This is a genomic window from Nocardioides sp. NPDC000445 (genome assembly GCF_040300245.1).
GTDB lineage: Bacteria > Actinomycetota > Actinomycetes > Propionibacteriales > Nocardioidaceae > Nocardioides.
In genome coordinates this window covers 106,060-120,731 of sequence record NZ_JBEPDH010000010.1, presented here as the reverse complement: position 1 = coordinate 120,731, position 14,672 = coordinate 106,060, and the positions used below count along the sequence as shown (strand labels likewise).

Sequence of the window (14,672 nt, the reverse complement as noted above, 5' to 3'; positions counted from 1 at the left end):
ACCCCTCAGTCCTTCGGGGCGACGATCGAGCCGTCGGCGCCGAACGCGGGCAGATTCCTGGGTGGGTCGATGCCCCGGATCGCGGCCTTGTCGGGCCGCACCTCGGCGCCGCCCTCCTCGATGCCGTAGAGCGACTCCCACAGCTTGCGTACGGCATCGCCCACCGAGCCCGAGCCGGTGCCACCCTGGGAGATCGTCATGATGACGACGTACTTCTTGTTGTACGTCGCGACCCAGCCGGTCGTCTGCTTGCCGGTGACCTCGGCGGTGCCGGTCTTGCCGCGCACCTTCACCTCGTCGAGGGGGAACCCGCCGAACTTCCAGGCCAGGGAGCCCGACTGGGGAGTGCCGAGCAGCGCCTCGTTGACGTAGTCGATGCTCTTGGCCGACATCTTCACCTTGCCGGCGACCTTGGGATCGATCTTCTCGACCACCGTCCCGTCGCCGCTGACGACCGCCTTCCCGATCCTGGGCTCGTACAGGGTGCCGCCGTTGGCCAGGGATGCGTAGGCCCGAGCGAGCTGGATCGGGGTGACCATCGTGTCGCCCTGGCCGATGGAGAAGTTCACCGCGTCGCCGGTGCGGTAGTAGTTGCCCTCGATGCAGAACTCGTGGGCGAAGAGCTGCAGGAAGTCGGTAGGGGCGTTCTTCTTCTCGTCCATCCGGCAGTAGTAGCCCTTCATGGCCTGGTAGTACTCGGCCTTCCACTTCCGGTCCGCGATCCGGCCCGTCGACTCCCCCGGCAGGTCGATGCCGGTGCGCTTGCCGAAGCCAAAGGCCTTGGCGGTCTCCACCAGTGGGTCCTTGGCGTTGACGTCGGCGGGGTTGGATCCGTACTTCTGCCAGTAGTGGACCCCGACCTGGTAGAAGAACGTGTTGCAGGAGACCTGGAGCGCCTTGGCGAAGTCGATGTAGCCGTATGCCCCCGACTCGTAGTTCTTGAACACCCGGTTGCCGACCTGGAGCCCGCTCGAGCAGTTGAGCAAGGTGTCGCGGCTGTAGCCGTTGTTGAGCGCGCCGACCGTCATGAACGGCTTCCACGTCGAACCCGGCGCGAACTGACCCTGCGTCGCCCGTGGCAACAGCGGGTAGCCCGCCTTCTCGGAGTAGAGCCTGTCGAGCTGCTTCTGGGTGATCCCGCCGACCCATTCCTCGGGGTCGTACGTCGGCTGGTTGGCCATCGCGACCAGTCGACCGGTCTGCGCCTCCATGACCACGACCGAGCCGGAGTCGGCCTCGAAGTTGCGGCCGGAGATCTTGTCGAAGGTGTTGCGCGCGGTCTCGATCGACTCGGCGAGCAGCTTCTCGGCACGGCCCTGCACCTTGGCGTCGATGCTGGTCACCAGCGTGTCGCCGGGCTGGGAGGCGACCGAGTCGCCGCGCCCGATCTCTCGGCCGAGCGAGTCGACGGTGACGGTGTCGTAGCCGGGCATCCCGCGCAGCCACTGGTCGTACTCCTTCTCGACACCGGAGCGACCGACCATCGAGGTGATGTTGAGCGACTCGTCGCCGCGCTCCTTGGCGTTGTCGTTCTCGTCCTCGGTGATCGGGGAGAGATAGCCGAGCACGCCGGCGGCGTTGATGCCGAAGGGGCTCGGGTAGGAGCGCAGCGTCTGCTTCTCCGCGACCACCCCGGGGAAGTCCTCCGGCTGCTCGAGGATGCGCAGCGCGGTCGACTCGGAGACGTCGGTGGCGATCGGGACCGGCTGGTAGCGGGTGCCGGACCAGTTGGCGATCGCCTCGTTCTGCTTCTTCGGCGACACGTCGACGGCCTTGGCGACGCGGGCCATCAGCGTCTTCCTGTCGTCGTCGTCGAGCCCGTCGAGCACGCCCTGGTCGAGGCTGACCACCCAGGCGGAGCGGTTGGTCACCATCGGCCGGCCCTGGGCGTCGACGATGATGCCGCGCACCGGCTGGCGCACGATCTCGCGCTTGGACTGCGAGGCCGCGGCGGCCTGATAGGCGTCGCCGTGGCGAACCTGCAGGTAGAAGAGCCTGACCCCGAGCGTGGCCAGCAGCGAGAAGACGAGCGCCTGGATCACGATCAGCCGCAGCCGGCTGACCTGCGCCGTGGAGAGTCGACTCGCCGCCATCTCAGATGTCTCCCTTGCCGATCAGCCACAGCAGGGCTGGGATCAGCAACGGCGCCAGCAGCAGGTCGTAGCCCACGCTGATCGCCACGGTCGGCAGCAGCGTCAGCGGCGCCTCGCCGAGGATCAGGCCGCTGACCGCGAAGATGCTGACGCCGATGAACGCGCAGGTGGCCACTGTGGCCATCACGGTCATCGCGTTGGGACGGCCCAGACCACCGTGGATGCTGCCCTCGCCGATGCTGCCTTCGCGGACGCGGCCGGCGACGTAGCCGACGATCAGGAGGGCCAATGCCCAGCGGCCCGCGGTGTGGTCGGCGGGCGGGGCCAGATCGAGGAGTACGCCGGCGGCGAACCCGGTCACCAGGCCGGCCTGCCCGCCACGGGTGAGCGCGACCGCGAGGACGACCAGGAGCGCCAGGTCGGGGGTGATCCCGCGGATGGCGAAGGCCGGCGCGACGCTCAGCTGGAGGACGACGGCGATGACGACCAGCATGCCGACCAGGACGTTGCGCAGCACCGGAGCGGCCCCGGAGGCACGGCCTTCCATCTCGCTCATCGCAGCTCTCCTTCCGGTGTGACGACGGCGCGGTCGCTCATGGTGTCGCCCGGCACCACCACACCGACGACGTCGAGCGAGCCGAAGTCGACGTACGGCTTGATCCGGACCGTCTGCGAGGAGTCACGCACGCTCTCGAAGCTGTCGGTCACCTCGCCGATCGGCAGCCCGGAGACGTACGGAGCGGCCCGGCCGTCACCCCAGGTGATGACCGTGTCGCCCTTGAGGGGGGTGGTGGTCTGGTCGACGAGGTCGAGGGTCAGTAGACCGGCGTTGGCGCCTCCGGCGATCGCGCCGGAGCCCCGGACCATGCCGACCTGACCGGACTTCTTGCCGCTGCGGTCGTCACCGCCGACGCGTCCGCCGACGACCGAGGCGGCATCGACGATCAGCAGGACCGTCGCCGAGGTCTTGGTGACCCGCAGCACCCGGCCGACCAGGCCGTCGCCGGTCACGACCGACATGTCGGACCTGATCCCGGCGGCGCTGCCGGCGTCGATGGTGACGGTGCGGTTGAAGGTCTGGGCGGGGCCGTAGGCGGTGACCCGCGCCGGCACCATGGCGTAGCCGAGGTCCTCGGCGGCGCGGGTGATCGACTCGTACTCGGCGAGCTTGGCGCGGCCGTAGTCGGTGACCTCGACCTGGCGGCGCAGCGTGGAGTTCTCGGCCTCGAGCTTCGCGACCCGGTCGCGCAGCTCGTCGCGGGTGTCGAACCACTCCGGGATGTCGGTGAACGGGCGGGCCACCATCGCCGCGCCGGTCTCCAGCGGGGAGATCACCTCGCCGACCGCGGCGCGGGCCGGCTCCAGGACGGGGGTCTGGTCGAGCGTGGCCAGTGTCGCGCAGCACAGGATGAGCGCGATCAGCCAGGAGCGCTTCGGCCCACCGCCGCCGGCCTTCGTCTCGAGGCTGCCGCGGCGGTTGAGCCTCTCCCGCGGCGTACGGACCACGGGTTTGGGGCCTTTGCGTTGTTCCAGCCCTTTGCGCAGACGTTCGCTGGGGCGGGGGCTCAGCAACGACACGTCACCATCTCCTGTTCTCGTTCACCAGGACGGGGCGGAGCACGTCGTAGTCCTCGACGCAGCGGCCGGCGCCCATCGCGACCGAGGTCAGCGGGGACTCGGCGACGTGGACGGGCATGCCGGTCTCGTGGCGCAGGCGCTCGTCGAGCCCGCGCAGGAGGGCACCACCGCCGGTCAGCACGATGCCGCGGTCCATGATGTCGCCGGCCAGCTCGGGCGGCGTCTGGTCGAGGGTGGAGCGGACCGCGTCAAAGATGTCGTGCAGCGGCTCCTCGATCGCCTTGCGCACCTCCGCGCTCGAGACGGTCACGGTGCGCGGCAGGCCGCTGACCAGGTCGCGGCCCCTGATCTCGGCCTCGGGCTCGTTGGGCAGCGGCCAGACCGACCCGAGGGTCATCTTGACCTCCTCGGCGGTGCGCTCGCCCAGGAGCAGCGCGTGCTCCTTCTTCAGCCAGGTCATGATCGCGTTGTCGAGCTGGTGGCCGGCGGTCCTGATCGACTGCGAGGTGACGATGCCGCCGAGGCTGATGACCGCGACCTCGGTGGTGCCGCCGCCGATGTCGACGACCATGTTGCCGGTCGGCAGGTGCACCGGGAGCCCGGCGCCGATCGCGGCCGCCATCGGCTCCTCGATGATGTTCACCATCCGGGCGCCGGACTGGTAGCCGGCCTCCTTCACCGCGCGGATCTCGACCGCGGTGATCCCGGACGGGACGCAGATGACCATCCGCGGCTTGGCGAAGTAGCGGCGGCGGTGGACCTGATGGATGAAGTAGCGGAGCATCTGCTCGGTCGCCTCGAAGTCGGCGATCACGCCGTCCTTCAGCGGTCGCAGCGCGACGATGTCGTCAGGCGTACGTCCCAGCATCTTCTTGGCCTCATGGCCGACGGCGACCATCTCGCCGGTGTTCTTGTTGAGCGCGACCACACTCGGCTCATCGACAAGGACACCCTTGCCGCGGACGTAGACGAGTGTGTTTGCGGTGCCGAGGTCCACCGCCATGTCACGTCCAATGATGCTCGCCATACGTCCTCGCGTTCCCGGGGCGCCGCGTCGGGGATCTGTGCTGCAGGATGCGGGCCTGCCGACGAGGCTACGAAGGTCCGAGCCCCAAACCGGAGAGGCTCGCCGAAACCGCAACGATACGGGGTGCATCCACGCCGCCGAAGCCGGGGATACCTGGTTCCGGACACCGTCGAGAGACCGGTGGAACGAGAGATCGCGCCGGTGGATTCACCGGCGCGATCGTTCACTTCCTCGGGCGGTTCAGGCGCCGAACCAGAGCTTGATCTCGCGGTCGGCCGACTCGGGGGAGTCGGAGCCGTGGACGAGGTTCTCGCGGTTGGAGAGGGAGAAGTCGCCGCGGATGGTGCCCGGGGCGGCCTTGCGGCCGTCGGTGGCGCCGTTGAGCGCGCGGACGACCTCGATCGCCTCGTCACCCTCGAGGACGGCGGCGACGAGCGGTCCGGAGGTGACGAAGTCACGCAGCGGCGGGTACCACGGCTGCTCGACGTGCTCGGCGTAGTGCTCGTCGGCCATGCCCGCGTCGATGGTGCGGTGCTCCAGTTTCACGATCGAGAGGCCCTTGGCCTCGTAGCGGGACAGGATCTCCCCCACCAGGCCCCGGCGGACGGCGTCGGGCTTCAGGATCACGAACGTGCGCTGCGTCATGGGGGCGAGCGTATCGGGGCGGGCCGGTCCGGGCACGTTCGGGCCCGTCGCCGTCGAGCCACGTTGAGACCATGTCGGTGGGATGCGGCAGGATGGCGCTCCGTGACGACAACCCCATCAGCTCCGACGCTCGCAGACTCGATGGCCGCCATCCCGGCCCGCATCGCCGAAGATCTCGGGGTGCGCCCGGCGCAGGTGACCGCAGCGGTCGCCCTGCTCGACGAGGGCTCGACGGTGCCGTTCATCGCGCGCTACCGCAAGGAGGTGACCGGCGGCCTCGACGACGCCCAGCTGCGTACGTTGGAGGAGCGTCTCGGCTACCTGCGCGACCTGGAGGAGCGGCGTGCGGCCGTGCTCGCCGAGATCGCGAAGCAGGACAAGCTCACCCCCGAGCTGCAGGCCTCGATCCTCGCCGCCGACACCAAGGCGCGGCTGGAGGACATCTACCTGCCGTTCAAGCCGAAGCGGCGCACCAAGGCGATGATCGCCCGCGAGAACGGCCTCGAGCCGCTGGCCGACGGGCTGCTCGGTGACCCGTCGCAGGACCCGAACGTGGTGGCCGAGGGCTTCCTCGGCGAGAACGTCCCCGACGTGAAGGCCGCGCTCGACGGCGCTCGCGCGATCCTGGTCGAGCGGTTCGGTGAGGACGCCGACCTGATCGGCACGCTGCGGGAGCGGATGTGGAAGCAGGGCCGTCTGGTGACCCGCGTCCGCGAGGGGCGCGAGAACGACCCCGCCGCGGCGAAGTTCTCCGACTACTTCGAGTTCTCGGAGGCGTACGCCTCGCTGCCCTCGCACCGCACACTGGCCGTCCTGCGCGCGGAGAAGGAGGAGGTGCTCGACGTCACCCTCTCCCCGTACGCCGAGGAGCCGGAGCCGGGCGAGGTGACCGACTACGAGCGCTCGATCGCTTCCCGTTTCGGGATCACCGACTCCGGCCGGCCGGCGGACAAGTGGCTGGCCGAGACGGTGCGGTGGGCGTGGCGTACGCGGATCCTCTTCCGCCTCGAGCTCGACATGCGCACCCGGATCCGCACCGCCGCCGAGGAGTCCGCGATCGCGGTCTTCGCCGACAACCTGCGCGACCTGCTGCTGGCCGCGCCGGCCGGCACCCGGGCGACGATGGGCCTCGACCCCGGCATCCGGACGGGCGTGAAGGTGGCCGTCGTGGACGCGACCGGCAAGGTGGTCGACACCTCGACGGTCTACCCGCACGAGCCGCGGCGTGACTGGGACGGATCGCTGGCGACGCTGGCGAAGCTGTGCACGAAGCACAAGGTCGACCTGATCGCGATCGGCAACGGCACCGCCTCGCGCGAGACCGACAAGCTCGCCGCCGACCTGCTCAAGCTGCTGCCGGACCTGAAGATGACCAAGGTGATGGTCTCCGAGGCGGGCGCCTCGGTCTACTCCGCCTCGGCCTACGCCTCCGCCGAGCTACCTGATCTCGACGTGTCCCTGCGTGGGGCCGTGTCGATCGCGCGCCGTCTTCAGGACCCGCTGGCCGAGCTGGTGAAGATCGAGCCGAAGTCGATCGGCGTCGGGCAGTACCAGCACGACCTGCCCGAATACGGCCTCTCCAAGTCCCTGGACGCCGTCGTCGAGGACTGCGTGAACGGCGTCGGCGTCGACCTCAACACCGCCTCGGCTCCCCTGCTGCGCCGGGTCTCGGGGATCACCGAGTCGCTGGCTTCGGCGATCGTCGCGCACCGGGACGCCAACGGGCCCTTCCGCACCCGCCGCGAGCTCACCAAGGTGGCGCGGCTCGGCCCGAAGGCGTTCGAGCAGGCGGCCGGGTTCCTCCGGATCCGCGGCGGCGACGACCCGCTCGACATGTCCGGCGTGCACCCGGAGGCCTATCCGGTGGTCAACCGCATCCTGGACAAGGCGTCGGCGGACATCGGGTCGCTGATCGGCAACACCTCTGCGCTGAAGTCGCTGAAGCCGTCGGAGTTCGTCGACGAGAAGTTCGGTCTGCCGACGGTCACCGACATCCTCGCCGAGCTCGAGAAGCCCGGACGCGACCCGCGGCCGGAGTTCCGTACGGCGACCTTCTCCGAGTCGGTGCACGTGATCGCCGACCTGCGTCCCGGCATGGTCCTGGAGGGCACCGTCACCAACGTGGCCGCCTTCGGCGCCTTCGTCGACATCGGCGTCCACCAGGACGGCCTGGTCCACATCTCCGCGATGTCGGACAAGTTCGTCGAGGACCCGCGCGACGTGGTCCGCTCCGGTGACGTGGTCCGCGTCAAGGTCCTGGAGGTCGACGAGGCCCGCAAGCGGATCTCGCTCACGCTCCGGCTCAACGACGACGCTCCCGCGGATGCTCCCGCCAAGGGCGAGTCCGGCCGCTCGGGTCGCCCCGGCGGTGGCCAGCGTGGCCAGGGCAAGGGCGGACCCAAGGGCGGCGGCAAGAGCGGCGGCGGGCGCCCCGGCGGCAACCGTGGTGGCCAGGGTGGCGGGCGCGGCTCGTCCGCTCCGGCCAACAGCGCGATGGCCGACGCGCTGCGGCGCGCCGGGCTCTCCTAGGCGGTGGCCGGGGAGGAGATCTGCACGAGACCTGCACATCTCCTCCCCGCATCCTCCCGGCTCCGCGTCCTAGGTTCGGAGCATGACCTCCAAGAACCTGTACGTGCTCGGCGGGATCGCCACCGCTGGGACCGCGATCCTCCTCGTCCTCGGCGCCGGCGCGCTCGGGATCATCGGCGACGGCGGGCGCGCAGACATGATGTACCTCGCCCCGATCGGCATCGTCGTCCTCGGTGCGCTCGTGTTCCGGTTCCGGCCCCGCGGGATGGCGCTCTCCGACGGCGCCGCCGCCGTCGCCACCCTGGTCGTCGGCCTGATCGCGATCATCGCCGGGCTCCATGACGACTTCGACGGCGCCCGGGACGTCGTGATGATCAGCGCGATGTACGCGGCGATGTTCGCGGCTTCGGGCTGGTTGTTCTGGCGATCCACCTCGCTCGCCCGGTAGTCCAGGGAGTTTCCGTCGGTCTACCAGCCGGTAACGGACGGAAACTCCCCGGACTATCCCACCTCGGCGCCCAGCTGGGCGGCGCGGCGTACGACGTCTGCAGGGGGCGCGCTGTCCGCGTCGTCGGCCGTTACCGGGGTGCCAGCGACTCGGTGGATCGGGATCACGCCGGCCCAGGTTCCGGAGTCGATGTCGGCGGGGTCGTCGACCGGGCCCTCGGCGCGCGCCTTCATCGACGCCTCGGCGAGCGGGAGGGCGAGTACGGCGGTTGCGGCGAGCTCCTTGCGGGTGGCCGGACGCAGGGTCTCCCAGCGCCCGGGGATCATCTGATCGACGACCAGGGCGAGGGCGCGCTCGCGCTCCTCCGGGTCCTCGACCAGGCGGGCGCGGCCGATGACCACGGCCGAGCGGTAGTTCATCGAGTGGTGGAACCCGCTCCGCGCCGCGACCAGACCGTCGAGCTCGGTGATCGTGACGCACACGTCGCGCTCCAGCGCCCGCGCGAGCCAGCCGGCGGCCACCGAGCCGTGCAGGTAGAGCGACCCGCCTGCGTCCGGGCCGTCGAGATCGAAGCCGTACGCGGTGGGCAGGACGACCGGGTGGGCCTCCTCGCCCGACCCGACGGTGACGCCCAGGTGCGCGATGAGCGCCTCGCCGAGGAATGCGTGCAGGCGCTCGCGGTCGGGGACGGCGCGGTTCTTCCCGCGGCTGATCCGGGTGCGTGGGGTGGGTGACAACATCGTGCTCATGGCACCATCCTGGTAGCGAAGTGGCCTGCACGCACGGGCCAATTCTGACCTACTCCGACAGGCCATTCGACCGATGCTTCCCGTGACCCTCGACCGCACCTCCGGCGAGCCGCTCCCCGCCCAGCTCGCCGCCCAGGTGCGCGCCCTGGTCCTCGCCGGCACCCTGGGGACCGGCGACCGGCTGCCCTCGAGCCGTGCGCTCGCGGCAGACCTGGGCGTCTCGCGGGCGGTGACTGAGCAGGCCTACGACCAGCTCACCGCCGAGGGCTGGCTCGAGGCCCGCCGCGGATCCGGGACGTACGTCACCGCGACCCGCCCGACGGGCGTGACGTCTCGGCCGACGGGCGTGACGCCTCGGCCGACGCGGGCGACGTCTCGGCCGACGGGGGTGACGTCTCGGCCGACGGGGGTGACGTCTCCGCGCTCCGCGCGGTCACTCCCTCGCTCGGCACGAGCGGACGAGCAAGCTCGCCGCTCGACCTCGCTCCGGTCGTCTCGGCTGGATACGGGCACACCGTTCTTCGACCCGCGGTTGGAGCCGGGATGGCGGCGGGCGTGGCGGGAGGTCTCGGTGGCCACTCCCCCGCGTGGCTACGACGATCCGCGCGGGGTGCTCGAGCTGCGCGAGGCGCTGGCGGCGAGGCTCGGACGCACCCGCGGCCTGGACCTCGACCCCGACGAGATCATCGTGACCGCGGGCACCACCGACGGGCTCCGCGCGCTCCTGCCGGAGCTGCGCCATGGGCCGGTCGCCGTGGAGGATCCGGGGTACCGGGCGGCGGCCGAGACGGTGCTCACCTACGGTCGCGAGGTCATCGACCTGCCGGCAGTGGACCGGGTCGCCGACCTGGGGCCGGCGGTCGCGGCGTACGTCACTCCGGCGCACCAGCACCCGCTGGGACGCGTCATGCCGGCGGCCGACCGGCTGGCTCTCCTCGAGGCCGCTCGACGGGCGGACGCGGTGGTGATCGAGGACGACTACGACTCGGAGTTCCGCTACGACGTCGCGCCGGTGCCCGCGATGGCGACGCTGGACCGCGGCCGCGTGGTCTATCTCGGCACCGCGGCGAAGTCCGTGATCCCGACGCTTCGTCTCGGCTGGCTGGTCGCGCCGCCCGACCTGCACGAGCTGATCGTGCGCCGCCGCACCATCACCCACGCCGGCGCCGCCTGGCCCTCGCAGCGCGCCCTGCTGACGCTGCTCCGCGACGGCTGGCTGGACAGGGCCGTACGCTCCGCCCGCCGCGTCTACGCCGAACGCGCCCCGCGGGTGGCGGAGGCGATGAGCCCGTATGCCACCCTCGCCGGCCCGCTCGCCGGGATGTACTCCACCTGGCTGCTGCCCGAGACGGATGCGCGCAGAGCCCGTGACGCCGCCCGAACCGCCGGCTTCGAGATCAACCTGCTCTCCACCTACGCGCGCTCCAGCGGCCTGACCGGCCTGGTGATCGGGTTCGGCGGCGTGACCGACGCGGAGCTCGATCAGGCGCTCGCAGCGCTCACCGGGGCCCTCGCGCGCTAGCGGCCCGGTGCGTCGTCCTCGATCAGGTCGAAGAGGTTCTCGAGGCTGTCCGGGTCGTCCTCGCCACCGCCGACGGCCCACCCGGAGCTGGTACGCCGCAGCTGCGCGCCGACGAGCCGGCACGACTCCCCGGCCTTGTGCGCGTAGTGGGCCGTACGCGTCCGCGGCCGCCGCAGCACCAGTGCGTTCCCGCACGCCGGGCACAGTGCCCAGTCGGTCGCCGTCTCGTCGTCGGTCGCCATCTGAAGCTCGTCGCGCTCCTCCACGGCAGCCAACCTACCTGGGCTCGGCCTCTTCGCCGGCCACTTCCGCAGCGTCGTCCTCAGCGCTGTCCTCGGCGGCGATCCGGTCGAACGCCTCGAAGGCCGCGGCCCGCTCGCGCTCGATCTTGCGACCGAGGATGTCGGCCATGCCCCACAGGACCGCGAAGATCACGCCGACGACGAACATGATCGAGATCAGGAAGCCCATCCCGATCGCGACGACCTGCAGCGCCCAGCCGAGCCAGTAGGCCCAGGGGCGGCGCAGCAGGCCGGCCACCACGATGCAGGCCACGAAGAACCCGAGGCCCAGCGGGAGCGCCAACCCGGCGGAGACCCCGCCGATCGAGATCATCACGGGCGCGGCCAGCGCGACCGCGAGTCCCTCCATCGAGACGATCGCGGCGCACATCCCGCGCCGCGGCGACTTCTCCCGCTCACTCGCCATCTGCGTCCGCCTCCAGGTAGGCCTCCAGCTCGGGGTCGGCGGTCGGCACGACCCGGGCGGTCGCGGCCGACCGGGCGGCCGGGCCACGCGAGCCCAGCAGCGTACGCGCCTCTCCGGCGGTCACCACGGAGCCGGTCACCAGCACCGCGCCCTCGGAGATCGAGCCGCCGCCGGAGGACTCCGACAGGCCGATCGCGGCGTCGATGGCGTCGGCCAGACGCGGCACGACCGAGACCCGCTCCTCGCCGTAGAGGTCGACGGCGATCTTGGCGAGCTCGATGGCCGGGAGGGCACGCTCGGTGGAGTTCTGGGTGACGACGAGGTGCTCCAGCACGGGCTCGAAGGCGGCGAGCAGGCCCTCGACGTCCTTGTCGCCCATCACCCCGATGACGCCGACGACGCCGGAGAACGAGAAGGAGTCCTCGAGCGCGGCGACCGTCGCCTCGGCACCGGCCGGGTTGTGGGCGGCGTCCAGCAGGACCGTCGGGGACGACCGCATGATCTCCAGCCGCCCCGGCGAGTCGACCTTGGCGAAGGCGTCGCGCACGAGCTCGTCGGCGAGCACGGTGTCTCCCAGGAACGCCTCGACCGCGGCCAGCGCCGTCGCCGCGTTCTGCGCCTGGTGGGCGCCGTAGAGAGGCAGGAAGAGGTCTTCGTACTCCCCCCGCAGCCCGCGCAGCGTGAGGATCTGTCCGCCCACCGCCGGGGTGCGGGAGACGACTCCGAAGTCGGTGCCCTCCCACAGCAGCCGGGCGCCGACCTCCGCCGCGTGCTGATCCAGCACCGCGGCGACCTCGACGGACTGCTCGGCGATCACGGCGACCGCCCCCGGCTTGATGATCCCGGCCTTCTCACGCGCGATGGCGACCGGGTTGTCACCGAGATACTTGGCGTGGTCGACCGCGATCGGGGTCACCACCGCGACGTCGGCGTCCGCGACGTTGGTCGCGTCCCAGCCACCGCCCAGCCCGACCTCGACGACGGCCACGTCGACCGGGGCCTCGGCGAACTTGGCGTAGGCCATCCCGACCATGGACTCGAAGAACGAGAGCGGGTGCGGCTGGTCGTCGTCGACCATGCCGAGGTAGTGGGCGACGTCGTTGAACGCGGCCACGAACTCGTCGTCGGTCAGGGGCTCTCCGTCGATCGAGATCCGCTCGTTGATCCGCTCGACGTGGGGCGAGGTGAACCGCCCCACGCGCAGGTCGAGGGACCGCAGCAGCGTGTCGATCATCCGGGAGGTGGAGGTCTTGCCGTTGGTGCCGGTCAGCTGGATGATCCGGAACGCGTTCTGCGGATCACCGAGGATCTCGAGCAGGGCGCGGATCCGGTCCAGGGAAGGCTCGAGCCGGGTCTCGGGCCAGCGCGACTGCAGCGCTTCCCAGACCTCCTCGATCGTGGCCGCCAAGCGCGGCGCGGGAGTCTCACTCATCGGGTCGAGTCTATGGCGTACGCGCTTCCCAGCGAATTGCCAGACCCGCTACCCTCCCACTCATCTCGGACTGAACCCCATCCCCCACAAGGTCCACCATTCATGCGTACGCTCCGGGCTGCTCTCGCGGTCTCGTTCCTGGCCGTTGCCTACGTCCTGGCTGCCTTCGCGCTGGTCGGTCAGCAGATGGCCCCACGGCGACGCCCCAGGACCTCGGGCGACCCCGGCGGGCTCGTCCTCACCGAGCAGGAACAGCCCGGGCTGTGGGCGGAGGTCCGCGCGCTGGCCGCCACCGCCGGGACCCGCGCCCCCGACGAGATCCGGCTGGTGCCGGAGGTCAACGCGGCGGTCAGCGAGGAGACCAGCCTGCTCGGGCTCAGGACCGGGACCCGGCGCATGTTCCTCGGCGTACCTCTCCTCCAGGGCCTCTCCCGCAACCAGCTGCACGCGGTGCTCGCCCACGAGCTCGGCCACCACAGCACCAGCCACACCCGGCTCGGCGCTCTCATCCACCGGAGTCGCCTGGCGATCGCCGAGGTCGCCGCGGGCCTCTCCAACCCGCTGGTGAAGCGACCGTTCCGGACGTACGCCCGCCTCTTCTTCTCCCTGACCCGCCCGCTCGCGCACGCCCACGAGATCGACGCCGACCGGCTCAGCGCGACCGTCGCCGGGCCACGGACCGCGGCCACCACGCTGCGCACCCTCCCCGCGCTCGACGCCGCCTGGCACATCTATCTGGAGCAGTACGTCGAGGCCGGCACCCACTACGGTCTGCGGCCCACGCGCTTCTTCGACAACTTCACGAACCTGATGAGCGACCCCGAGCGGCTCGAGGAGCTCGCCAGGATCAGCGCTGCGCCGCTCGAGGCGAAGACATCGGCCTACGACTCCCACCCACCGCTGTCGGAGCGCATCGAGCGGTTGGAGTCGATGGCCTCCGCGGACGAGGCGGACAAGTCGGGCAACGCCGCCAGCATCCTGCGCTACCCGTCCCAGAACTTCCTCGCCCTCGAGGACAAGACGTTCGCCGGCTCGGGTCTGACCCCGGCGCCGATGGCCGAGATCGTGAGCGTCGCCGGCGCCCGTGCGGCGGCGATCAACGCCGAGACGCTCCTGAACGCGATGCAGGACAACCAGATCGAGCCGGCCACCGTCCGCGGGGCCCTCGACCTGATCGCCTCCGGCAACCTCGACACGCTCCTGGACCTGGTCGAGGTCGAGTCCACTCCGGAGCAGGCCGCCGAGGCGAAGCGGAAGGTCATCGCCCGGCTCCTCGGTGCCGCCATCGCCCACGAGCTGGTCGGCGAGGACAAGGCGCGCTACGAGCTCAGCTGGGCCGGCCCCTGGCGGCTGGTCGACATCGCCGGCCAGGAGGTCGACCCCGAGGAGCTCGCCTACGAAGCCCTCGGCTCCCCCGGCTACGCCGCCGCGCTGCGCGCCTGGGTGCATCAGCTCGACGCGCAGGTCGACGCCGAGACGCCGGCGCCAGCTGACGCCGAGACGCCGGCTCCGACGACGCCCGACGGCTACATCGGCGCCTTGGCCCCGATCTCCGGCGAGGGCTTCCGTACGCTCCTGGTGACCGAGACCGGCCTGATGCTGCTCAAGCCCTCCGGCTCCGACCGGCTCGCCACGGGCCTGGCCTCGGTGACGTCCGGCTCGCCCGGCAGGAAGCTGATCCAGCGCGCCCTGGACAGGTCTCCCGCCGAGCTGGCCACCGCCGCCAACGCCACGTATCTCCCCTGGGACCAGATCCGCGCCCTCCACCTCAAGCAGAGCAGCAGCGGCCGCCGTTCCGCCGACATCACCACCGCCACCGGCGGAGGCTGGTCCCTGCGCTGGACCAACGCCGCCGAGTCGGAGGGCCACATCTGGCCGGCCGTCGACCACTACCTCGGCCGCCGCTTCACCGTCGACTGAGACGCCGAGTCGACTCATCCT

13 protein-coding genes are annotated in these 14,672 nt (G+C 71.1%); 4 read left to right on the top strand and 9 right to left on the bottom strand.

Translation table 11 applies throughout. The features are described from left to right. Nucleotides 1-5: 5 nt before the first annotated feature. The 5 genes from mrdA to ndk form a co-directional block, all read right to left on the bottom strand. Nucleotides 6-2,093 carry a penicillin-binding protein 2 gene (gene mrdA / locus ABT304_RS15325; RefSeq protein ID WP_350716299.1) on the bottom strand — a complete coding sequence of 696 codons (2,088 nt, stop codon included), beginning with the start codon at nucleotides 2,091-2,093 and terminating at the stop codon, nucleotides 6-8. Between the two features lies 1 nt (nucleotide 2,094). Continuing rightward, nucleotides 2,095-2,649: a rod shape-determining protein MreD gene (gene mreD, locus ABT304_RS15320; protein ID WP_350716298.1), complete on the bottom strand. Its 555-nt coding sequence runs from the start codon at nucleotides 2,647-2,649 to the stop codon at nucleotides 2,095-2,097. Next, entirely contained in the window at nucleotides 2,646-3,671 is a 1,026-nt protein-coding gene (mreC, locus tag ABT304_RS15315) for a rod shape-determining protein MreC (protein WP_350716296.1), read from the bottom strand. The genes mreD and mreC overlap by 4 nt, the downstream gene beginning before the upstream one ends. Nucleotide 3,672: 1 nt before the next feature. Then, the gene (locus ABT304_RS15310) at nucleotides 3,673-4,698 is read right to left on the bottom strand and encodes a rod shape-determining protein (RefSeq protein ID WP_160024659.1); all 1,026 of its coding nucleotides are present in this window, start codon (nucleotides 4,696-4,698) and stop codon (nucleotides 3,673-3,675) included. Nucleotides 4,699-4,938: 240 nt separating this feature from the next. Then, entirely contained in the window at nucleotides 4,939-5,343 is a 405-nt protein-coding gene (gene ndk / locus ABT304_RS15305) for a nucleoside-diphosphate kinase (protein ID WP_008358543.1), read from the bottom strand. Nucleotides 5,344-5,445: 102 nt separating this feature from the next. On the opposite strand from ndk, the gene ABT304_RS15300 reads away from it, so the two are divergent. Both ABT304_RS15300 and ABT304_RS15295 read left to right on the top strand, forming a co-directional pair. After that, the gene (locus ABT304_RS15300; protein ID WP_350716294.1) at nucleotides 5,446-7,872 is read left to right on the top strand and encodes a Tex family protein; all 2,427 of its coding nucleotides are present in this window, start codon (nucleotides 5,446-5,448) and stop codon (nucleotides 7,870-7,872) included. Nucleotides 7,873-7,954: 82 nt separating this feature from the next. After that, nucleotides 7,955-8,320 (top strand): hypothetical protein, encoded by a 366-nt coding sequence (locus ABT304_RS15295; RefSeq protein ID WP_350716292.1) that lies wholly within the window; start codon nucleotides 7,955-7,957, stop codon nucleotides 8,318-8,320. A gap of 53 nt (nucleotides 8,321-8,373) precedes the next feature. Here ABT304_RS15295 and ABT304_RS15290 read toward each other — a convergent pair whose 3' ends face one another. Beyond that, the gene (locus tag ABT304_RS15290) at nucleotides 8,374-9,069 is read right to left on the bottom strand and encodes a pyridoxamine 5'-phosphate oxidase family protein (RefSeq protein ID WP_350716291.1); all 696 of its coding nucleotides are present in this window, start codon (nucleotides 9,067-9,069) and stop codon (nucleotides 8,374-8,376) included. 73 nt (nucleotides 9,070-9,142) lie between these two features. Between ABT304_RS15290 and pdxR the strand changes: the two genes are divergently transcribed. Further along, nucleotides 9,143-10,591, top strand: a complete 1,449-nt coding sequence (gene pdxR, locus ABT304_RS15285; RefSeq protein WP_350716289.1) for a MocR-like pyridoxine biosynthesis transcription factor PdxR — start codon at nucleotides 9,143-9,145, stop codon at nucleotides 10,589-10,591. Here the strand turns inward: pdxR and ABT304_RS15280 are convergent. Genes ABT304_RS15280 through ABT304_RS15270 form a run of 3 tightly spaced genes read right to left on the bottom strand, consistent with a single transcriptional unit; the run spans nucleotide 10,588 to nucleotide 12,731 of the window. Beyond that, nucleotides 10,588-10,857 carry a competence protein CoiA family protein gene (locus ABT304_RS15280; protein WP_160024663.1) on the bottom strand — a complete coding sequence of 90 codons (270 nt, stop codon included), beginning with the start codon at nucleotides 10,855-10,857 and terminating at the stop codon, nucleotides 10,588-10,590. The genes pdxR and ABT304_RS15280 overlap by 4 nt on opposite strands. 10 nt (nucleotides 10,858-10,867) lie before the next feature. Beyond that, complete coding sequence (locus tag ABT304_RS15275) at nucleotides 10,868-11,299, bottom strand: DUF4233 domain-containing protein (protein WP_350716287.1); 432 nt, start codon at nucleotides 11,297-11,299, stop codon at nucleotides 10,868-10,870. Then, nucleotides 11,289-12,731 (bottom strand): bifunctional folylpolyglutamate synthase/dihydrofolate synthase, encoded by a 1,443-nt coding sequence (locus tag ABT304_RS15270; RefSeq protein ID WP_350716285.1) that lies wholly within the window; start codon nucleotides 12,729-12,731, stop codon nucleotides 11,289-11,291. Before ABT304_RS15270 ends, ABT304_RS15275 begins: the two co-directional genes overlap by 11 nt. Before the next feature lie 102 nt (nucleotides 12,732-12,833). Here ABT304_RS15270 and ABT304_RS15265 point away from each other — a divergent pair, with 102 nt between their 5' ends. After that, nucleotides 12,834-14,651: a M48 family metallopeptidase gene (locus tag ABT304_RS15265; protein WP_350716283.1), complete on the top strand. Its 1,818-nt coding sequence runs from the start codon at nucleotides 12,834-12,836 to the stop codon at nucleotides 14,649-14,651. The last annotated feature ends 21 nt before the right edge of the window (nucleotides 14,652-14,672 follow it).